Source organism: Streptomyces sp. GLSS-08 (assembly GCF_056387915.1).
On sequence record NZ_JBWJAQ010000007.1, the window covers coordinates 302,448 to 321,304 of the forward strand.

General features: G+C 71.0%; 20 protein-coding genes. 3 read left to right on the forward strand and 17 right to left on the reverse strand.

Annotated features, from left to right (window positions below; genetic code table 11):
* Nucleotides 1-3: 3 nt before the first annotated feature.
* Nucleotides 4-537 carry an alkyl hydroperoxide reductase gene (locus tag AC0ZLC_RS15380; RefSeq protein ID WP_476752500.1) on the forward strand — a complete coding sequence of 178 codons (534 nt, stop codon included), beginning with the start codon at nucleotides 4-6 and terminating at the stop codon, nucleotides 535-537.
* Nucleotides 538-637: 100 nt separating this feature from the next.
* Here the strand turns inward: AC0ZLC_RS15380 and AC0ZLC_RS15385 are convergent, their stop codons facing one another.
* From AC0ZLC_RS15385 to AC0ZLC_RS15400, 4 genes are all read right to left on the reverse strand, one after another.
* Nucleotides 638-2,107 (reverse strand): AI-2E family transporter, encoded by a 1,470-nt coding sequence (locus AC0ZLC_RS15385; protein WP_476752501.1) that lies wholly within the window; start codon nucleotides 2,105-2,107, stop codon nucleotides 638-640.
* A 152-nt stretch (nucleotides 2,108-2,259) separates the two neighbouring features.
* Nucleotides 2,260-2,982, reverse strand: a complete 723-nt coding sequence (locus AC0ZLC_RS15390; RefSeq protein ID WP_476752502.1) for an aggregation-promoting factor C-terminal-like domain-containing protein — start codon at nucleotides 2,980-2,982, stop codon at nucleotides 2,260-2,262.
* A gap of 443 nt (nucleotides 2,983-3,425) precedes the next feature.
* Nucleotides 3,426-4,751, reverse strand: coding sequence for a PhoH family protein (locus AC0ZLC_RS15395; RefSeq protein WP_476752503.1), 1,326 nt, complete (start codon nucleotides 4,749-4,751; stop codon nucleotides 3,426-3,428).
* Nucleotides 4,752-5,048: 297 nt separating this feature from the next.
* Nucleotides 5,049-5,822, reverse strand: coding sequence for an isoprenyl transferase (locus AC0ZLC_RS15400; RefSeq protein WP_476752504.1), 774 nt, complete (start codon nucleotides 5,820-5,822; stop codon nucleotides 5,049-5,051).
* A gap of 552 nt (nucleotides 5,823-6,374) precedes the next feature.
* On the opposite strand from AC0ZLC_RS15400, the gene AC0ZLC_RS15405 reads away from it, so the two are divergent.
* Together AC0ZLC_RS15405 and AC0ZLC_RS15410 are read left to right on the forward strand one after the other, a co-directional pair.
* A complete protein-coding gene (locus tag AC0ZLC_RS15405) occupies nucleotides 6,375-6,728 on the forward strand; it encodes a DUF192 domain-containing protein (RefSeq protein WP_476752505.1) in 354 nt (117 codons plus the stop codon).
* 266 nt (nucleotides 6,729-6,994) lie between these two features.
* Nucleotides 6,995-7,507: a DinB family protein gene (locus AC0ZLC_RS15410; RefSeq protein ID WP_476752506.1), complete on the forward strand. Its 513-nt coding sequence runs from the start codon at nucleotides 6,995-6,997 to the stop codon at nucleotides 7,505-7,507.
* Nucleotides 7,508-7,539: 32 nt separating this feature from the next.
* Here the strand turns inward: AC0ZLC_RS15410 and AC0ZLC_RS15415 are convergent, their stop codons facing one another.
* The 13 genes from AC0ZLC_RS15415 to AC0ZLC_RS15475 form a co-directional block, all read right to left on the reverse strand.
* Nucleotides 7,540-8,412: an LLM class flavin-dependent oxidoreductase gene (locus tag AC0ZLC_RS15415; protein WP_476752507.1), complete on the reverse strand. Its 873-nt coding sequence runs from the start codon at nucleotides 8,410-8,412 to the stop codon at nucleotides 7,540-7,542.
* 40 nt (nucleotides 8,413-8,452) lie between these two features.
* On the reverse strand, nucleotides 8,453-9,046 hold the full coding sequence (locus AC0ZLC_RS15420; RefSeq protein ID WP_476752508.1) for a dihydrofolate reductase family protein: 594 nt from the start codon (nucleotides 9,044-9,046) through the stop codon (nucleotides 8,453-8,455).
* A gap of 42 nt (nucleotides 9,047-9,088) precedes the next feature.
* A complete protein-coding gene (locus tag AC0ZLC_RS15425; protein WP_476752509.1) occupies nucleotides 9,089-9,733 on the reverse strand; it encodes an OmpA family protein in 645 nt (214 codons plus the stop codon).
* A gap of 3 nt (nucleotides 9,734-9,736) precedes the next feature.
* Complete coding sequence (locus AC0ZLC_RS15430; RefSeq protein ID WP_476752510.1) at nucleotides 9,737-10,330, reverse strand: hypothetical protein; 594 nt, start codon at nucleotides 10,328-10,330, stop codon at nucleotides 9,737-9,739.
* A 15-nt stretch (nucleotides 10,331-10,345) separates the two neighbouring features.
* Entirely contained in the window at nucleotides 10,346-10,948 is a 603-nt protein-coding gene (locus AC0ZLC_RS15435; protein WP_476752594.1) for a pilus assembly protein TadG-related protein, read from the reverse strand.
* The gene (locus tag AC0ZLC_RS15440; protein WP_476752600.1) at nucleotides 10,945-11,145 is read right to left on the reverse strand and encodes a hypothetical protein; all 201 of its coding nucleotides are present in this window, start codon (nucleotides 11,143-11,145) and stop codon (nucleotides 10,945-10,947) included. Before AC0ZLC_RS15440 ends, AC0ZLC_RS15435 begins: the two co-directional genes overlap by 4 nt.
* 102 nt (nucleotides 11,146-11,247) lie before the next feature.
* Nucleotides 11,248-11,979 carry a response regulator gene (locus AC0ZLC_RS15445; RefSeq protein WP_476752511.1) on the reverse strand — a complete coding sequence of 244 codons (732 nt, stop codon included), beginning with the start codon at nucleotides 11,977-11,979 and terminating at the stop codon, nucleotides 11,248-11,250.
* Complete coding sequence (locus AC0ZLC_RS15450) at nucleotides 11,972-13,441, reverse strand: sensor histidine kinase (protein WP_476752512.1); 1,470 nt, start codon at nucleotides 13,439-13,441, stop codon at nucleotides 11,972-11,974. The genes AC0ZLC_RS15445 and AC0ZLC_RS15450 overlap by 8 nt, the downstream gene beginning before the upstream one ends.
* Nucleotides 13,441-14,331, reverse strand: a complete 891-nt coding sequence (locus tag AC0ZLC_RS15455; RefSeq protein ID WP_388786320.1) for a DUF5936 domain-containing protein — start codon at nucleotides 14,329-14,331, stop codon at nucleotides 13,441-13,443. Before AC0ZLC_RS15455 ends, AC0ZLC_RS15450 begins: the two co-directional genes overlap by 1 nt.
* 13 nt (nucleotides 14,332-14,344) lie before the next feature.
* Nucleotides 14,345-15,283, reverse strand: a complete 939-nt coding sequence (locus AC0ZLC_RS15460; RefSeq protein WP_476752513.1) for a type II secretion system F family protein — start codon at nucleotides 15,281-15,283, stop codon at nucleotides 14,345-14,347.
* Nucleotides 15,284-15,311: 28 nt separating this feature from the next.
* Complete coding sequence (locus AC0ZLC_RS15465; protein WP_476752514.1) at nucleotides 15,312-16,655, reverse strand: CpaF family protein; 1,344 nt, start codon at nucleotides 16,653-16,655, stop codon at nucleotides 15,312-15,314.
* Nucleotides 16,656-16,673: 18 nt separating this feature from the next.
* Nucleotides 16,674-16,997 (reverse strand): TadE/TadG family type IV pilus assembly protein, encoded by a 324-nt coding sequence (locus AC0ZLC_RS15470; protein ID WP_476752515.1) that lies wholly within the window; start codon nucleotides 16,995-16,997, stop codon nucleotides 16,674-16,676.
* A 245-nt stretch (nucleotides 16,998-17,242) separates the two neighbouring features.
* Nucleotides 17,243-18,856 carry a CpaE/TadZ family protein gene (locus tag AC0ZLC_RS15475; RefSeq protein ID WP_476752516.1) on the reverse strand — a complete coding sequence of 538 codons (1,614 nt, stop codon included), beginning with the start codon at nucleotides 18,854-18,856 and terminating at the stop codon, nucleotides 17,243-17,245.
* Nucleotide 18,857 lies beyond the last annotated feature (1 nt).

An 18,857-nucleotide genomic window follows, 5' to 3' on the forward strand; every position in this document is an offset into this window, starting at 1 on the left:
CTCATGGCTCTCGATGACCTCAAGTCCGCCATACCGGACTACGCCAAGGACCTCCGGCTGAACCTCGGTTCGGTGATCGGCAACTCCGAGCTTCCGCAGCAGCAGCTGTGGGGCACGGTGCTCGCCTGCGCCATCGCGTCCCGCTCCCCGCGGGTCCTGCGTGAGCTGGAGCCCGAGGCGAAGGCGAACCTCTCGGCGCAGGCGTACGGCGCCGCCAAGTCGGCGGCCGCCATCATGGCGATGAACAACGTCTTCTACCGGACGCGGCACCTGCTATCCGACCCGGAGTACGGGACGCTGCGCGCCGGTCTGCGGATGAACGTCATCGGCAACCCCGGTGTCGAGAAGGTCGACTTCGAGCTGTGGTCGCTCGCCGTCTCGGCCGTCAACGGCTGCGGGCAGTGCCTCGACTCGCACGAGCAGGTGCTCCGCAAGGCCGGGGTCGACCGGGAGACGATCCAGGAGGCGTTCAAGATCGCCTCGGTGATCCAGGCGGTCGGTACGACGCTGGACGCGGAAGCCGTTCTCGCCGAGTAGTCCTCGGCCGCTTCCCGGAGCCCCGCCCACCGCCAGGTGGGCGGGGCTCCGCGCGTTCTCGCCCCTGTGCCCTACCCGTCCCGTCCCCGGACCCCCGGCATCACGCCTCGCGCTCGTCCGCGAACGCCGGACGGGCCGGGAGTCCAGCCCCCGGGGAGCTTTGCACCGGGGTCTGGCGCAGGGCGGTTTCCTCGGCGTAGGAACGGAGGTAGCCGACGACCGAGTTGGTGACGGCGACCAGCGGCACCGCCACGACCGCGCCGCCGATCCCCGCGATCATCCCGCCCGCGGCGACGGACAGTACGACGGCGAGCGGATGCACCCGCACGGCCCGCCCGAGGATGAACGGCTGGAGGATGTGCCCCTCGATCTGCTGGACGGCGAGGACCACGGCGAGCACCATGACGGCCGCGAACACGCCCTGGGTGACGAGCGCGACGACCACGGCGAGGGCGCCCGACACCACGGCTCCCACGAGCGGGATGAAGGCGAAGAGGAAGATGAAGACGGCGAGCGGGACGGCCATCGGGACGTCGAGGAAGTAGATGCCGAGGCCGATGAAGATGGCGTCGATCAGGGCGACGATCACCGTGCCCCGGACGTAGGCGGTCAGCGTTCGCCAGGCGCGCGGACCGGCGCCCGCGACACCCGGACGGGCGGCGGCGGGGACGAGCTTGAGCGTCCACTGCCAGATGCGCTTGCCGTCGTACAGCAGGAACAGCGTCGAGAACATCGTCAGCAGGATCCCGGTCAGGCCCTCGACGATGACCGTGACGCCTTCGAGCCCGGCGGACGTGATCTGGTCCGTGTTGGCGCCGACCGCCTCGCGCAGGTTCTTGGCGATCTCGTTGATCTGCTTGTCGGTGACGTGGAACGGGCTGTTGAGGAGCCACTTGCGCAGCTCGTCGATGCCGTCCTGCACCTGGCTGGAGAGGTTGTCGATGTTCTCCATGACCTGCCACACCACGAACCAGCCGACCAGGCCCATGACGACGAACCCGAGGATCGCGGTGAGCGCCGTCGCCAGTCCGCGCGGGACGCCGTGCCGGCGCAGCCGCGCCACCGTGGGCTGGAGCAGCGCGGTGATGAGCAGCGCCGCCACGAAGGCGAGGATCACCAGCTGTACGGCGCTGATGACCCGCATCAGCACCCAGACGGTGCCCGCGAGGACGAGCAGCCGCCAGCCGGCCTCGGCCGCGACCCGTACGCCCCACGGCACGGCCGCGGAGGGGTCGGGGCGGGCGACCACGGCGGGCGCGTACAGGGGAGGCGCCGGGACGTGCTCGGGCGCGGAGTCCTCCGCCGCGGGAGCGGTTGTCCCGTCCCCGTCGTCCGCCGGGTCCTTCCGGGTACCGCCGGGCGCGCGGCGGCCCGGAACGGGCGCCGCGGGTCCGCGGGGGACGGGCGCGCGGCGGCCCGGAACGGGCGCCGCGGGTCCGCGGGGGACGTCCGCGTCGCCGGGCTCCCCCCGCGTCTCTCGCTCGACCTCGGCGCGGCGCTCGTCCAACCGCTCTCCCCACTCGGTCAGTGATGCGCCGATACGACCGAGCCATCTGGGCACTCGCGACATGATCCGTCCTCTTCCCCCGTTGCTCCCCACCACTCCCCCGGAGTCGTAGTGTCCGACGGTACCTCGCCCGTCGCGGCACGGCCGAAGCCCCTCACCCGAGGACGGGGAGGGGCTTCGTGAGGTTCCGTCGGCGCGTCACCGCCGGACCGTTCCTAGTACCAGTGGTTGGCCTGCCAGAACGTCCAGGCCTCGCACGGGCTGCCGTAGCGGCCGTCCATGTAGTTGAGGCCCCACTTGATCTGGGTGGCCGGGTTCGTCTGCCAGTCGGAACCGACGGACGACATCTTCGAACCGGGCAGCGCCTGGAAGAGACCGTAGGCACCGGAAGAGGCGTTGACCGCCTTGTAGTTCCAGCTGGACTCGTGGTCCACGATGTTGCTGAAGCACTGGAACTGGCCGCTCGGCACCACCTGGCGCGCCATCGCCTGGATCTGCGCGATGGTGTACGAGCTCTGGACGGCGAAGGTGGAGACGTCGCGCGTGGCAGAGCGGCTGGCCTTGGTGGCAACCTCCGCCTTCTTGCGCTCCTTGGCCTCCTGCTCGGCCTTCTCCGCGGCCTTCTGCTTGGCGATCGCGTCCTCGGCGGCCTGCTTGCGGGCCGCTTCCTCCGCGTCCTTCTTGGCGCTGGCGTCCGCGGCGATGGCCTGGACGTCCGCCTGCTGCGTCAGGGAGGCGGTCTGCACCTGGGCCTGTTGCCCCGCGGGGATGTCCGCGAGGAGCGTCGCGTCGCTGGCCGTCGCCTCGGCGTCGTTGGGGGACTGCGCGGTGCTGCCCGCGGCAACACCGGTGACGGCGCCAACAGCGGTGACCGCGGTGGCAGAAGCCACTGCGAATCCCCGGACCGAAATCCGGCTCACTCGGTTTCCTTCCAGCATCGCCCGCTGTAGGTGACCCTCGCGGACGCAATCGTGCCCCTTGGCGCTGGCCTCCCAACTGCGGGGTCACGGGAGGCACGGACCCGGTGGGCAACTCCCGCTCGGGGAGTGCCGCGTGGTGCTCGGGCGGCATACGACGGCTCTATGGAGTTCTGGTGGTTCCTGCTGTGCCGTATCTCCCCCAGTGCCTTGAAGGGCCTGGGAGGTACCCCCATGGGTACACGTGTGTCGTATGCGGGGCCTGACAGGAGTGAGACTCTGCCGTAACCCGACGCCGCGAGGCAATTCTCCGTTGCGTGTGAAAGCTCACACCTCGTTTGCCCCAGTGGTTTATCGGAAAAGGGCGCGCAACAAGACGCCGCCCGGCTAGGCTCTTGGCCTTTGCCGGACGGCGCCAATCAGTCCGCAACCGCACCAAGTTGGCCGGTACGGGGCGGGTGACCCTAGATGTGTCCGTCCTCCAGCATTTCGGTCACCAGGGCGGCGATCTGCGACCTTTCGGACCGATTGAGGGTGACGTGCGCGAAGAGCGGATGGCCCTTCAGTTTCTCGACCACGGCGACCACTCCGTCGTACCGGCCGACCCGCAGATTGTCCCGCTGCGCCACGTCGTGGGTCAGTACGACCCGCGAATTGGCGCCGATCCGGGACAGCACGGTCAGCAGTACGTTCCGTTCCAGGGACTGCGCCTCGTCCACGATCACGAAGGCGTCGTGCAGGGAACGGCCGCGGATGTGCGTGAGCGGCAGGACCTCCAGCATCCCGCGTGAGGTGATCTCCTCGATGACCTCGCGGCTGGTGACCGCGGACAGCGTGTCGAAGACCGCCTGCGCCCAGGGGCTCATCTTCTCGGACTCGGAGCCGGGCAGATAGCCGAGCTCCTGCCCGCCCACCGCGTACAGCGGCCGGAAGACCATCACCTTCTGGTGCTGGCGCCGCTCCAGCACGGCTTCCAGACCCGCGCAGAGCGCGAGCGCGGACTTGCCGGTGCCGGCCCGGCCGCCCATCGACACGATCCCGATGTCCGGATCGAGCAGGAGGTCGAGAGCGATGCGCTGCTCGGCACTCCGTCCCTTGATCCCGAAGGCCTCCCGGTCACCGCGGACGAGCCGGACGTTGCCCTCGGGCGTGACGCGCCCGAGGGCCTTGCCGCGCTCCGACTGGATCGTCAGACCCGTGTGCACCGGCAGCTCGGCCGCCTCGGGGACGTAGGCGTGGCCCTCCTCGAAGAGGACGTCCACCTGCTCGCCCGGGAGCGTCAGTTCGGACATCCCGGTCCAGCCCGACGAGCCCGTGACGGCGAGTTCCGCCCGGTACTCCTCGGCGAGGAGGCCGACGGACGACGCCTTGATCCTGAGCGGCAGGTCCTTCGACACGACCGTGACGTCGTAGCCCTCGGCCTGCAGGTTGCGGGCGACCGCGAGGATGCGCGAGTCGTTGTCCCCCAGGCGGTAGCCGCTGGGCAGGATGCTGGGGTCCGAGTGATTGAGCTCGACGCGCACGGTCCCGCCGAGTTCCCCGACCGGGATCGGGGCGTCGAGCCGGCCGTGCCGTACCCGGAATTCGTCGAGCAGGCGCAGGGCCTGCCGGGCGAAGTAGCCGAGTTCGGGATGGTGCCGCTTGGCCTCCAGTTCCGTGACCACGACGATCGGCAGCACGACTTCGTGCTCGTCGAAGCGGTTCATCGCGTGCGGATCGGCCAGCAGGACGCTGGTGTCGAGAACATAGGTGCGCCGGTCTGGCTTGTGGCGCTTTGCGCTGGTCACCACGGAAGGACGTACCCCCTCGGATGAGGTCGGGGAGCGACGAAGGAGATCTGGACCGGTCTCGGCCACGCTGCGCGGGCCGGGGACCGGCCCTCCGCTTCGTCCGTGCTGACCACACGGTCGGGCTGGTGCAAAGGGCCTCCCGGGCGGACGGCCCCGTGCCGTCCGCTGAGATCCGACACCCGTGGTTCGGGTGTCGACCTGGAGGCTTTATGCCCGGTAACGAGCGCCGCCATGCCAAAGGGCATGACGGCGCGTTCGTTAACTCCCGGTGACGTGTGTCCCCGAGGTGCGGTGTTGTCAGCCGCCGTACCGCCGGTGTCGCGCCGCGTAGTCGCGCAGGGCGCGCAGGAAGTCGACCTTGCGGAAGGCCGGCCAGAAGACCTCACAGAAGTAGTACTCCGAGTGGGCCGTCTGCCACAGCATGAACCCGGACAGGCGCTGCTCGCCGCTGGTGCGGATCACCAGGTCCGGGTCGGGCTGGTCACCCGTGTAGAGGTGCTTGCCGATGAGGTCGACGTCGACGGAGTCGGCGAGGTCGGCGATCGTGGCGCCCTTGTCGGCGGCGTCGAGGAGCATGGAGCGCACGGCGTCGGCGATCTCCTGCCGGCCGCCGTAGCCGATGGCGACGTTGACGACTATGCCGTCGACGTGCGCCGTGGTCTCCTCGGCCTCCTTGAGGACGGTCTGCATCTGCGAGGGCAGGATGTCGGGCGTGCCCACGTGGTGGACGCGCCAGCGGCCGTCGGCGGCGAGGGTGCGCACGACGCCCTCGATGATCTCCAGGAGGGGGACCAGCTCCTCCTTCGGACGGTCGAAGTTGTCCGTGGAGAGCAGCCAGAGGGTGACGACCTCGACATCGGTCTCGGAGCACCAGCCGAGGAACTCCTCGATCTTGTCCGCCCCGGCGCGGTGGCCCTGGGCGGCGGTGCTGCCCGCGGCCTTCGCCCACCGGCGGTTGCCGTCCATGATGACGCCGATGTGCTTGGGCACCTGGTCGTGGTCGAGGTGGCCTTCCACCCTGCGTGTGTAGAACCTGACCAGCAGACGGCGCAGGTTGTCGCGCAAGGTCACGTGTTGTCAGCCCCTCCGTGCGGATCAGACAGGCGCGAGCGGGCGCAATCCCTGTCCATATGGCGGTCCCCGGAGGCGAAGCCTACCCCCGCGCAACTGGGGCTCCGCCCAGGGGTGTCAGCGGGGCGGGGCGCCTTCGCATCCATGGACCACTCCCCCGTGTCGTACGCGGCGCCGAGCGGAACCGGGCCGGGACGCCTCGTCGGGGCCAACGCGCGAAAGCACAAAAAACGGGCCGGTCCGTGGGGGGGAGACGGACCGGCCCGAGGGGGGGTTTCCACCATAACCCTTCGTAAGTGATGCTGCGTGCATCGGCGGCAGACAACTACTCTCCGGAGTCGCCCGGCAACGTCGCGATGAACACGGAACCCGTGATTCCAGGGAGCGTCCCGACCGGATCGCAGCGGATTCCAAGGAGGATCGGGGGAATCCATGGAGGTTTCGGTGGTCTGGGCGCACGTATGAGGCGCCCGGTACCCGTGGGCCGTCGTACTCCGGGTGGGTGACGCGCGGCGCGGACGCCGACTTGACGCGGTCGCTAACTTCACCGTCATGGCCACGTTCACCACGCCCGGAACGCCCGCGCCGGTGCCGCTGGAACTCGCCGAGTCGGCGCGCGCGAGGCGGCGGGGGCTGCTCGGGCGGGACGGGATCGAGGGGGCACTGCTGCTGAGCCCCGCGAACTCCGTGCACACCCTGGGGATGCGGTTCGCGATCGATGTCGCCTATCTGGACCGGACGTTGCGGGTCAGGGCGGTGCGCACGATGCGGCCGGGCCGGGTGGGGCTGCCGCGCCCGTGGGCCCGGTACGTGCTGGAGGCCGAGGCCGGGGCGATGGAACGCTGGGGCGTACGGCGGGGGGTGCGGATGACCATCCGGGACGACGGTCCGGGAACACCCGCGTGACGCCGCGAGGGAGAACGGGTACCGCGCAGCCCCCTCCACTGCGCGGTACCATACGCGCAGCTTTGGTCACGCGAATTCCGTTGATCCGAACCTACGCGAGGCGGCCGATCGGGCGCGAGGAGCCTCCGGTAACGATGTGGAAACCCCGTGCGGAAGTCCGAGATGCGGACGGACATCTCATGCAGTGATCCGGCGGGCGTTGTCCGTGTCCACGGTGCGGCGGTGTGTTCTGTCTCCCTGTCTGTGCCCGCTGCTACGTTCCGGGCATGACGAGCGATGCGGGTGCGGTTGCGGTGCCCTACACCGGCGGCGAGAAGGAAGTCCTGCGCGCGAGCCTCGACCGGCACCGCGACGCGGTGCTGTGGAAACTCGACGGGCTCGACGACGAGCAGGTGCGGCGGGTGATGACCCCTTCCGGCACCAATCTCCTCGGCCTGGTGAAGCACCTCGCGTCCGTGGAGTACGGCTGGTTCTGCCGGACCTTCGGGCGGGAGGTCGAGCCGCTGTGGTTCGACCCGTTCACCGACCAGGACATGAGCGCGGGACCTGATGACACGACGCGGCGGATCACCGACTTCTACGGCCGTGCCCGCGCCGCCGCCGACCGCACCGTCGCGGAGCTGTCGCCGGACGACGTGGGCACGTCGTGGAACGGCACGGCCGTGTCCCTGCGCTGGGTCCTGGTCCACATGATCGAGGAGACGGCGCGGCACGCCGGTCACATGGACATCCTCCGCGAGCTGATCGACGGCGGCACGGGAGACCACCGGTCCGGCTGAACTCCGGGCCCGGAGCGGTTCACGGGGGCTCGCTAGCCCACGAGGGGGCGTACCTCGGTAGCGGCGAAGCGGAGGAAGCCCTCGGGGTCGGGCTCGTCCGCGGTGGGCTGGAGGACGACGGTGTCGGCGCCGGCGTCCGCGAGGCGCCGGACGGCCTCGGCGACGGCCTCCGCGTCCCCCGCCACGCCGTGCTCCTCGGTGGGGTCCTCGCCGTTGGCCTCGATCTCGGCCCGCAGCCGGGCGGCGGCGTCCGCACCGGTCGCCGCGTGCAGGTAGACGACGACCCGGTGCGGGTCGGTGCGGCCCGCCGACACGCGCCCCTCGTCGATGAGGAGGCGCGCCCGCCGGACGCCCTCGGGGCCGGTGGCGGCGGTCAGGACGGTGCCGTCCGCGGCCTCGCCCGAGAGCCGCAGGGAACGGGGGCCGGTGACCCCGGCCAGCACCGGGGCCGCGGTCACGGGCGGCCAGTCGAGGGCCACGCCGTCCAGCCTGACGTACCGCCCGTCGGTCGTGACGCGCTCACCGGCGAGCAGCGCGCGCAGGGCCGCCAGGTACTCACGGAGCAGCGTCACCGGCGATTCGGCGCGCGCCCCGACCTGCCCCATCCAGTCCTGCACGCCGTGGCCGACGGCGAGGGAGGCCCGCCCGGGGAACAGGCGGTGCAGGGTGGCCGCCTCCATCGCGGTGAGGGCGACATTGCGCAGTGGCACCGGCAGCAGGCCCACGCCCACCCGCAGCCGCTCGGTCCAGGCCAGGGCGGCAGCGGCGGTGGAGATCCCGCCTTCGAGGAAGCAGTCCTCCCAGAGCCACAGCTCCTCGAGGCCGGCGTCGTCCGCCAGGCGCGCCAGGGCACGGAGTCGCTCGGGAGGCAGCTGGGGACGGAACACGGCGCCGAGTACGGTCATGGTCACTTCCTACCGACCGCCCGCCGACCGGGCAACTCCTTTACCGGTCGCCCGCCTTGGCCGACGCGCCCTGCTCGTCCCGCTCGTAGCGCAGCAGGACGACGCCGTTGCCGAAGGTGTGGGTCTCGCCGAGCCGGAGCGGGGTCGGGGCGTCCGCCGGCGCGAAGAGGGGTCTGCCGCGGCCAAGGATCACCGGATGGACGTACACCCGGAACTCGTCGATCAGGCCGTAGTGCAGGAAGGTGGCGGCGAGATCATGTCCGCTGAGGCACAGGTCGCCGCCGGGTGCCTCCTTGAGAGCCCTGATCTCCTCGGGGACGACGTCGCGCACGATCGTGGTGTTCCAGTCGGCGTGCTCCAGGGTCCGCGAGTACACCGTCTTCGGGATGTTCCGCCAGATCTCGGCGAACTCGGCGATCGCGGGTTCGACGTCCGGACCCGCGTCCGCCTCCGGCCAGAACTCCGCCATCAGCTCGTGCGTCACTCGTCCGGACAGCAGGCCGCCCATGCCCCGGACCACCTCGTTGAAGTGCCGGTGCAGCTCCTCGTCGACCAGGTTCCAGTCGAGCTCCCGGCCGGGTCCCTCGAAGAACCCGTCGAGCGACACCGACGACATCAGAACGATCTTCCTCATCGAGCCTGTCCCCTTCGTTGCGTCTTCAGCCACGGCCGGGGTTCAGCTCTGTTCGCCCTGGCCCGTGGAGTCACCCCTGGGGAACGAGACTTCCACCCGGCGGTTCTTCCGGCGCCCCTGTTCGGAGGTGTTGTCGGCGATCGGATAGTCCTCGCTGTAGCCGCGCACCTCGAACGTGACGTCTCCGTCGAGGTCGCCCGCGAGTTCCTCGTGGACCACTTCCGCGCGCTTCTTGGAGAGCGTCAGGCCGTGCGCGTACGAACCCAGGTTGTCGGTGAAGCCGAACACCCTGACGTTCGTGGCGTTCTGCGCCTTGATCTCGTCCGCGATCGCCTGGATGCGGGAGCGCGCCTCGGGGTTCAGCTTCGAACTGTCCTTGGGGAACAGCACCTCCGCCTGCAACGCGAACGTCACGTTCTCGTTCGTGTCCTCCCGGCGCTCCTCACCGCCGAGGTCCTCCACGACCGACTTGATGTCCAGCACCTTGGCGGGGGCCAGGGTGGCGCCGTCGGCGAGCTTCAGGCCCGGGCTGTTCCCGTCCACCTCGGGGGGCGGGGACGTCGTCACGCTGCCCGGCGGGGCGCTCGGGTCCTCGTCGTCGGCGTACGCCGGCCCGGGGAGCCCGAGGGTGACCAGCACGGCCAAGGCCGTGAACGTCGTCGCTGCCGTGCGGTTCGGGAGGGGCATGGGTCACTCGCCCTCGGAGAGTTCGACGGAGGCGGGGGGCATGGCGCCCACCTGGAAGCTGACCTGCGTGGTGCCGGCGGGCGGGGCGGGGAACTGGGCGAACCAGTCCGCGGACTCGCCCGACCGGAGGGCGCTGGCGAACCTCGTGCACAGACACCGGCCCCCGGTGTCACGAAGGATCAGGTACTTCTTCTTGCCCGTCGGGTCGACGAGACTGGCTCCCGCGATGGAGCCGCCGTTCTTAGAGAGTTCGCGCTCGTCGCCGCGCCAGTCGGCTGCCACCCAAGACCCACTGCCGCCGTTCGTCACCGACCCCTCGATGGTCACGAAGCCACCCGCGTCACGCGTGGCGGAGGTGATTTTGAGCGTCAGGCCGTCTCCCTCGACCTCAGCCAGGACCTGGTCCGCAGAAGAGGACTCGGAGGGCTCGTCCTCGCCACTCCCCCCACCGTCGTCCTTCGAGGATGTCGACGACTTGGTCGGCTCGGCCTTGTTGTCGTCTCCCCCACCGCAGCCGGCCACCGAGAGAAAGAGACCCGCCGTGATCGCCACCGTGGCCAGTGCCTTGCGGCCCTTCGTGGTGTGCCGGAGATACATCGGTACGGCTTCCTTTCACTCGGCCAGATGCACAGAGAACATCACGGACGCGTCAGGAAGGTCGTCCGGATCGAAATCTTCGGGGTCGATGTTCACCGGCTCGCCATCACAGTTCAGTTCCACGGGCTTCTCCGGATCCGCCTCGGGGTCGAAGTCGCACCGGGGTTCGATGACGGCGGTGGCATGGGCGTGCGCCTGCATGTTTTCCGTGCCGGGGAGGATCGAGTCGCCGACCGTGAAGTTGGTCTCGATCTCTACTTCGTACCCCGGAAAGCCGTTCACGGGGACGAACTCTGCGCTCAGCAGGGTCGAGTCGTTCTCGGCAGCCAGTTGCTGGGCGGCCGCCGTGGCTCCGGTGCCATAGGGGATGTCCTCGCCCAGCCAGTCCAACCAGTCCTCCCCCTGCTCGATGGCCACCGGTAGGTCCTCGATCAGTTCGTCCCTGGCATCCTGAGCTGCCGCCAACGCCGCAGCGTCCGCCGCGGACTGAGCTCCATTGCGGGCGGACGCTGCCTGAGCGAACGCGAAGAGGGCGAGTGCGGCGAATAGCAGCATTGCGGTCAGCCAGATGTAAATGGGAAGAGTCTGGCCCCGATCACCGAACTGTCTTTCGGTCAGCCCCCGATGACGTCGTTCACAGCGTCGAAGATCGCCTGGGAGATCAACCCGTCCAACCCCAGTCCATCGATCAACGTGAAGATCCCCGCAATGATGATCATCAACCCCGCATACTCCACGAACCCCGCCCCCGCGTCCCGGTCCTTGCCCCTCATCCGGGTGATCACGGTCCTGGTCCAGCTGTCGAACCTGTTCATCGTCACTGCCCTCCCGCCCGACGCCACTTCCGACCCGAGCACCGTACGTGAGAACTCGCCTACTCCGGGTGGGTCCAGGGGCCCAACTTCCGGGGGTGGGAATCACCGGGTCCACCCCCCGCGGACGGTACCCAGCCAGTGGGCGATCGCTTCGCTGCGGGAAGAACTGTGCAGCTTCGCGAAGATGCGGTTGATGTGGTTCTTCACGGTCTTCTCGCTGATGAAGCAGGTGGCGGCGATCTGCCGGTTGCTCATGCCGGACGCGATGAGATCCATGACCTCCACCTCCCGTGAACTCAGGCCGTAGTCACTCCGGTTGGGGCCGTGACGGGGCGGCCCGGTGACGGTCGCGGTCCGCGTCTTTGACGAATGTGCCACAGCTGGTTGCACGTGCGAAGGGATTTCGTCCGGTTCGTAGGAAACACCTAGCGAATCCGTGACGGTGGCTCGTCCGTACCTCATGTCCCGTACGGCGGCGATCAGTTCGGCGGCAGTGAACTCCCCGTGGACGAGATAGCCGACGGCACCCCGGCGCAGCGCCTCGGCCACGACCTCGGGTTCCCTGCTGTACGTCAGCATCATCACCGGTGCCAGACGTGCGAGTCGGGGCAGCGCGGTGAGGCCGTCGGTGCCGGGCATGCGGACGTCGAGCAGGACGACGTCCGGGGCGCTCCGGCTCGCGGCCGTCACGGCTTCGCGGCCGTCCGCCGCCTCGGCGACTACCTCGATGTCCGGGTGGGCGCCCAGCAGGGCGGTCAGTCCGGCGCGTACGACCGGGTTGTCGTCGGCCACGAGCACACGCAGGGGCCGGTCGGAGCGTGCCTGGTCAGGCATGGGCGGCCTCCTCTCGGGGGATGGGGCGGGCCGGTCCGGGGAGCGGGCAGGTCAGGAGGATCTCCGTGCCGCCCTGCGGGGGGCCCGACAGGTGCAGGCGCCCGCCGAGGGAGGACGCCCGTTCCACCATGCCGAGCAGGCCGAAGTGGCCGGATTCCGTCAGTTCGTCGAGCACGGCGGTGGGCGGGAGCCCCATGCCGTCGTCCCGGATGCTCAGCCGCAGGACCCCGGCCGCGGTGTCGGCTTCGAGGCCGAGGACCACGACGGTCGCGCGCGCGTGCCGGTGGGCGTTCTCCAGCGCCTCCGAGACGATCGCCAGCAGGTGCTGTGCCGTCACGTACGGGAGTTCGGGGACGGCGCCCGTGCGGCAGAGTTCCGCGGGGAGGGCGGTACGGGCCGTGAACTCGTCCACCCGGCGAACGAGTTCGCCGGCCAGGTCCCTTCGTGCCGCGGTCAGGTCGGTGTGGTGGCGCAGGTCGGAAAGCAGTTCGCGGGACTCCGTCGCGGCCCGGCGGGCGGCGCCCGCCACCAGCGCCGCCTGGCGTTTGAGGGTGCCCGGGTCGCAGGAGTCCACCGATCCGGCCAGTGCCTCCGCGGCGAGGGCCAGGCCGTGCAGGGTCTTGGCGACCGAGTCGTGCATCTCGCGGGCGAGGCGCGCCCGTTCGGACTCCACGGCCTCCGCCACCGCGAGCCGGGAGGTCGCCTCCGACAGGGCCTGACTCGCCGTACCGAAACGGAACATCAGGTTGCGCAGGGTGACGCCGATGATGCCGGCGCCGACGCAGAACCCGGCGATCAGGAGGGTGCTGGCGCCGGTGCCAGGGCGGTGCTCCCAGCTCCGGTACACCGTGAGCAGCACGACCAGTTGGAGGCCGGTGAAGACACCGGAACCGCGCCAGCCGTACAGCAGGCCCGCGAGCAGCGGGGTGCAGACCGTGGCGTAGGCGAGGGGGGAGGCCGGGGACGCGGTGAGCAGCAGGACCGCACCGAAGGTCAGGTCCACGGCCAGCAGGCTCGGGTGGGCGAGGAGGCGGGGGGCGAAGCGGTCCCAGTCCCGGAGCATGGCGTACGAGCCCATCACGCCCAGGACGGCCGCGGCGAGGACCGTGTGGCGGGCCGGGCCGTCCGCCGCGTTGGCCATCGCGAAGGGCGCACCGACCGCGACGGCCGCGAGGCGCACGGCGAACGCCTGGCGGCACAGGGCCTGGAGGGCGCTCAGCTGGAGGCGGACGCTGCCGGGGGCCGGGGCGTCGTCGGCGAGATAGCCGGCGTCGGCGCCCCGGGGCCAGCCCGGGTCCGTCCCGTCGGCCCGGTCATTGCCGGGGCCGGTGCGTGCGTATGTGCTCACGTCCGGGCCCGTCTCCGTGCCCGCCTCCGCGTCCGTGCGCGCGTCGTAGCGCCGTGCCCGCGCGTACCGCCCGCCGCGGTATGCCGTCCCTCGGCCGAGCCGGAGGCCTCTCATCAGCGGCCCAGGATCGAGCCGAAGTTCGTGCCGGATCCGAGGAACATCCCGGTCGCGATGAGGATCATCGTGGCGGGGAGCATGAACACGAGCGTCACCATCGTCGCCTTGGGGATGGTCTTCGCGGCGCGGCGGCGGGCGTTCTGGGCGTCGGTCCTGCGCATGTCGGTGGCGAGCTGGATGAGCGTCTCGGCGATCGGCGAGCCCAGTTCCTCGCCCTGCTGGAGCGCGGAGACGAACTGGGCGACGGACTCGGAGGAGTTGCGGCGGCGCAGTTCGTCGAAGGCCTGGCGGCGGCTGACGCCCATGTCCATCTGACGCAGGGTGATGCGCAGTTCGTCCGCCCACGGGCCCTCGTACTTCTCCGCGACCCGGTCCAGGGCCTGGCGGAAGCCGAGGCCGGCGGAGACCACGACCGCCAGCACGTCGAGGAAGTCGGGCAGCGTGCGGTCGATGACGTCCTTGCGCTCCCGGATCGCCTGCCAGATCAGGGCGTCGGCGGCGAGCAGCCCGAAGGCGAGCGTGGCGACGGCGAAGAGGGGCCGGCCGTTGGAGAGGAAGACCAGGCCGAGTACGAGGCCGAAGACGCCGTACACCGCGCGGCGGGCCGCGTAGCGGCTGAGGGTGAGGCCGCCGGGGTTGCCCGCCATGTCGATGCGGCGCCGCTTGGCGTCGACGCGGCGGGGGCCCATCATGCGCAGGACGACGGGTGCGAAGCGCATACCGAGGCGGTCGACGGCCGAGTCCGCCTTGGAGACGCGGGTCGCGCCGACCTCCAGGGCGAGCACCAGGTCGCCGGGGAGCTTGGCGTCGGCGCGGATCATGCGGATGCCGAGGAGGGCGCCCGCGACGGCCGCGCCCATCAGGACGGCGAGCAGCAAGGCCTGCAATGGAGTCTCCCCCTCACACTTCGATCTTGCCGAGACGGCGGATGACGAAGAAGCCGACGGTGTAGAGGCCGAGCGAGATCAGCACGAGCGCCTGGCCGAGCGGGGAGCCGGTGACCCGGGCGAGGGCGCCCTCGTTCGAGGAGTTGATCAGCAGCAGCGAGCCGAGGCCGAGGAGCGGGACGGTGAAGGCCGTCGCGTTCACCTCGGAGAGCATGGTGCGGACCTCGCGCCGGGTCTCCTTGCGGTCCTCCAGGGTCTGGGTGAGGTTGCGCAGCGAGCTGACGACCGAGCCGCCCGCCTTGTTGGCGAGGACGAGGGTGGTGACCAGGACGACGAGTTCACGGGACGGGAGGCGCTCGGCGAGCTCGCTGAGCGCGTCGTCGATGGACCTGCCGAGGGTCAGGTGGTCGGCCACCCGGGCCAGTTCCTCGCCGGCCGGCGCCTCCAGTTCCTCGGCGGCCATCGCCAGCGCCGTGCGCAGGGCGAGTCCGGCGGCGGTGGCGTTGGCCAGCAGCCGCGCCACGTCGGGGAGTTGGTTGATGAAGGCCTCGATGCGTTTCTGGCGCTGCCAGTTGAGGAAGATCGCCGCGCTCCAGACACCGACGAGACCGGCGATCGGCCCGAAGAAGGGGGCCAGGGTGGTGGCCGCGATCAGCCACAGTGCGACGACGACGGCGACGACGTAGGTGGAGAACTCGCCGGCCGTCAGGTCGAGTCCGGTTGCCGACAGCCGCAGGTGGATGGCACGGCCGAGGCGGGTGCGGCGCAGCCTGCGGTCGATTCCGGTGAACCGGCGCGCGCGGCCCGCGGTGTCCCGGACGGATCCGCCGGACAGGCGGTCCTCGAGGGCCCGGCGGTGGGCGCGGCCGGCGGCGTACGCGTGCACGCCGGCGACGGCGAGGGTGCCGCACAGGACGGTGGCGCCGAGGGTGAGCAGGGCGGGGTTGTTCATGCCTGCCTCCCGTGCGGGGTGGGGGCCGTCATCCGATGGCCTGCCTCGTGTCGAGGACGTCGATGGCCTCGGCGACGCCGAAGGCGGGCGGCAGCGGTTCGCCCGCGACGTACAGCTTCTCGGCGATCCGGCGGGGCAGCGGGAGGTGTTCGAAGCGGCCGTGGACGACACGGTCGGGGCCGGTGGGACTCGGGACGAAGCGGGAGACGGTCGCGATGCGGAACTGTTCACGGCCGTGCGAGACGAGCAGGGCGACCTCGGCGATCTTGCGGGAGCCGTCGGCGTGCCGGGAGAGCTGCACGACGACCTCGACGGCCGAGTTGATCTGGTCCTTGAGCGCCTCGAAGGGGATCTGCACCTCGGACATCGAGCCGAGGGTCTGGAGCCGCATCAGGGCGTCCTCGGCGGAGTTCGCGTGCACGGTGGCGAGGGAACCGTCGTGGCCCGTCGACATCGCCTGGAGCATGTCGAGGGTCTCCCCGCCGCGGACCTCGCCGACGATGATGCGGTCGGGGCGCATGCGCAGGGAGTTGCGGACGAGGTCGCGGATGGTGATCTGGCCCTTGCCCTCGACGTTCGGGGGCCGGGACTCCAGGCGGATGACGTGCTCCTGCTGGAGCTGGAGTTCGGCCGAGTCCTCGATGGTGATGATGCGCTCCTGGGAGGGGATGAGTCCGGAGAGCGCGTTGAGCAGGGTCGTCTTCCCGGTGCCCGTACCGCCGCTGACGATGACGTTGAAGCGGGCGCGGACGAAGGCCGCCAGCAGCATCAGCATCTGCTCGTCCAGGGAGCCGAGCCCGATGAGTTCCGGGAGCGTGTAGGCGCGCGGGAAGCGGCGGATCGTGAGGGTGGGGCCGGTGAGGGCGAGGGGCGGGATGATGACGTTGACGCGCTCGCCGGTGGGGAGCCGGGCGTCGACCATCGGGTTGGACTCGTCGACCCTGCGGTTGACGGTGGAGACGATGCGTTCGATGGTCTGCATGAGCTGTTCGGTGGAGGCGAAGCGCAGCGGGAGCTGTTCGACGCGGCCGGCCCGCTCGACGAAGATCGAGTCGGGGCCGTTGACCATGATCTCGGTGATGGACGCGTCGGCGAGGAGGGGTTCGAGGACGCCGAGGCCGAGGGCTTCGTCGACGACGCGCCTGATCAGCTGGGAGCGCTCGGCGGAGGACAGGACGGGGCCCTCGCGGCTGATGATGTGGCCGAGGACGCGCTCGAGGCGGGCGCGCCGTTCGGCCGCAGCGAGGCTTGACATCTCCGCGAGGTCGATCTCCTCGAGGAGCTTGGCGCGGTAGACGGCGACGAGGTGTCCGTCCTCGCGGGCGGGTCCCCCCTCTTCGGGGGCGGCGGCGATACGGGAACGCAGGCTCATGTCTTCAGCTCCTCCCGGTCAGTCGTCCTGGTCGTTGGGCATGGTGGCGTGGCGTTCGGCGGTGAAGCCGTCCATGAAGGGGATGACGGAGGGGATGTCGACCTGGACGGTGGCGACCACCGTGTCGCCTCCGCCGCCGACCGAGACGTTCGCGTCGAAGCGGCCGTCCATCGCGGCCTGGCCCGCCGCGGTTCCGGCCGCCGCGTCCTTCTGGGCGGCGACGCGTGCCGCCGCCCGGGCCCCGGACCCGGCCTGGTTGATGCCGTAGCCGACGAGGCCGAGCTGGATGGCGGCCATCGCGATGACGAGCAGGATGGGCAGGAACCCGGCGAACTCCAGCATGGAGACGCCGCGGTCGCCCCAGGGGCGGGGCCGCCGGGACGCGGCGGGCGCCGGGGGGCCCTGCAGGCGTGACGACCGGCGCACGTGGGGACCGGGGCGCCCCGACGGGTGACGCGGAAGCGACGATCTCCGCCGGTCGGTTCCGGGAGCCCGCGGCAGCCGGCGCACAGGCAACCACCCCCGCCAGTCCGGTCCGGGCGGCCCCGACGGCCGGCACCCGCGTACCAGCGAAAGCACGACGAGGCTCATCCCACGTCTCCCTCCGCCGCCGCGCCCGCCTCGCCCGCGACCTCCCAGCCGGCGTCGAAACCGGGGAAGAACAGGGGTACTTGGGCGGTGACGCGGGCCTTCCACACGTCGCCTTCGAGGGTGCAGGCGATGGCCGCGTCCTGCCAGGCCCCCGGCAGGTGCTCCGCGCCGGCTGCCTGGCAGGCACCGTCCGCGTCGCCGTTCACGGCGTAAGCCGCCGTGGCCGCCCGCGCCGCCTCGTCGGCCGCGTTCCCGGCCAGGGACCAGGTGTAGCCGTACAGCACGCACTGCCACAGGATCGTCATCACGACGAGCAGCAGCGGGAACATGCCCGCGAATTCGAGGGTCACCGCGCCCCGGTCGCCGCCCTTGCGGCGCAGGGCGAGCGCGCCGCGTTCCGGGGCGGCCTTGCGGCGCCGGCCGCCGCCGCCCTCGGGGGCGGGGACCGCGAGGCCCAGTTCGCCGGTGAGGGCCCACAGGGCCTGCTTCACCGTCGAGCGGGCGTCCAGGTCCTGGAGGCGGCCCGCGTCGACCACGGACTGGAGTTCCTTGAAGGCGGCGGGCACCGTGGAGCGGGCGACCCTGGTGCCGGTGACGCGTTCGACGAGGGACGGCTGGATCTCCGTACCGCGGGAGTGCCGGTTGACGACCGTCGTGGTCTCCTCCGCCTTGCGGATCTGGAGGCGGTCCCACATGCGGACCATGCGTTTGGCGGCGCGTACGGCGACGACGTCGGGGGTGACCAGGAGCAGGGCCTGGTCGGCCATCTCCACGGCGGCCGCGGTCGCGGAGGTCATCTGGGAGCCGCAGTCCACGACCACCACGTCGTGGCGGGAGCGCAGGGCGGCCAGGACCTGGCGGGCGACCCGGTCGGTGATCTCCTCGCCGCGCTCGCCCTCGGCGGGGGCGAGCAGCAGGCCGACCCCGCTCTCGTGCGTGAAGACGGCGTCCTGGAGCACGCGCGGGTTGATGTCGCTGATCCCGGCGAGGTCCGCGACCGACCTGCGGAACTGCACGTCCAGGTAGGAGGCGACGTCCCCGGACTGGAGGTCGAGGTCGAGCAGGGCGACCGTACGCCCGGAGGCCTGCGCGGCGAGGGCGAGGTGGACGGCGGTGACGGTGGCGCCGACGCCGCCCTTGGCGCCGGTGACGGTGACGACGGTACCGCCGGGGCCGGTGTACAGCTCGGGTGTGCTGCCGAGGTGGCGGCGCATACCGAGCGACCACGCGGCGGCGGCCTGGACGCGCTCGAAGAGGGCGTCGTAGCCCAGCGGCAGGCCGATGATGCCGCGGGCGCCGGAGTCCATGGCGGCGGTGAGGACGCCGTTGCCGGTGTCGGCGGTGATGAGGACGACGCCGACCGCCGGGAAGCGCATGACGACGTCGCGGATCAGGTCGAGGGCCGGGACCGGGCCGATCCGTTCGTGCACGAGGACGACCTCGGGCAGTTCGTCCAGGGACTGCGTCGCGAGGCGGGCGAGGGTGTCGAGGAGGGCCGTCGAGTCGGGTACGGGCGGGGCGGGTTCGGTGTCGGCGAGCTGGCTCAGCAGCGTGGTGAGCGCGCGGGCCGAGTCGACGTCACCTACGGCGGGAAGGATGCGGACGGTCATC

Bases quoted from the DNA above. Each gene is read 5' to 3' on its own strand.
- AC0ZLC_RS15380 (WP_476752500.1), top strand. From the start codon at position 4: ATGGCTCTCGATGACCTCAAGTCCGCCATACCGGACTACGCCAAGGAC.
- AC0ZLC_RS15450 (WP_476752512.1), bottom strand. From the start codon at position 13,441: ATGAGAGGCCTCCGGCTCGGCCGAGGGACGGCATACCGCGGCGGGCGG.
- AC0ZLC_RS15420 (WP_476752508.1), bottom strand. From the start codon at position 9,046: ATGAGGAAGATCGTTCTGATGTCGTCGGTGTCGCTCGACGGGTTCTTC.
- AC0ZLC_RS15405 (WP_476752505.1), top strand. From the start codon at position 6,375: ATGGCCACGTTCACCACGCCCGGAACGCCCGCGCCGGTGCCGCTGGAA.
- AC0ZLC_RS15415 (WP_476752507.1), bottom strand. From the start codon at position 8,412: ATGACCGTACTCGGCGCCGTGTTCCGTCCCCAGCTGCCTCCCGAGCGA.
- AC0ZLC_RS15430 (WP_476752510.1), bottom strand. From the start codon at position 10,330: ATGTATCTCCGGCACACCACGAAGGGCCGCAAGGCACTGGCCACGGTG.
- AC0ZLC_RS15470 (WP_476752515.1), bottom strand. From the start codon at position 16,997: ATGCTGGAGTTCGCCGGGTTCCTGCCCATCCTGCTCGTCATCGCGATG.
- AC0ZLC_RS15410 (WP_476752506.1), top strand. From the start codon at position 6,995: ATGACGAGCGATGCGGGTGCGGTTGCGGTGCCCTACACCGGCGGCGAG.
- AC0ZLC_RS15475 (WP_476752516.1), bottom strand. From the start codon at position 18,856: ATGACCGTCCGCATCCTTCCCGCCGTAGGTGACGTCGACTCGGCCCGC.
- AC0ZLC_RS15390 (WP_476752502.1), bottom strand. From the start codon at position 2,982: ATGCTGGAAGGAAACCGAGTGAGCCGGATTTCGGTCCGGGGATTCGCA.
- AC0ZLC_RS15460 (WP_476752513.1), bottom strand. From the start codon at position 15,283: ATGAACAACCCCGCCCTGCTCACCCTCGGCGCCACCGTCCTGTGCGGC.
- AC0ZLC_RS15385 (WP_476752501.1), bottom strand. From the start codon at position 2,107: ATGTCGCGAGTGCCCAGATGGCTCGGTCGTATCGGCGCATCACTGACC.
- AC0ZLC_RS15465 (WP_476752514.1), bottom strand. From the start codon at position 16,655: ATGAGCCTGCGTTCCCGTATCGCCGCCGCCCCCGAAGAGGGGGGACCC.
- AC0ZLC_RS15445 (WP_476752511.1), bottom strand. From the start codon at position 11,979: ATGCCTGACCAGGCACGCTCCGACCGGCCCCTGCGTGTGCTCGTGGCC.
- AC0ZLC_RS15425 (WP_476752509.1), bottom strand. From the start codon at position 9,733: ATGCCCCTCCCGAACCGCACGGCAGCGACGACGTTCACGGCCTTGGCC.
- AC0ZLC_RS15440 (WP_476752600.1), bottom strand. From the start codon at position 11,145: ATGAACAGGTTCGACAGCTGGACCAGGACCGTGATCACCCGGATGAGG.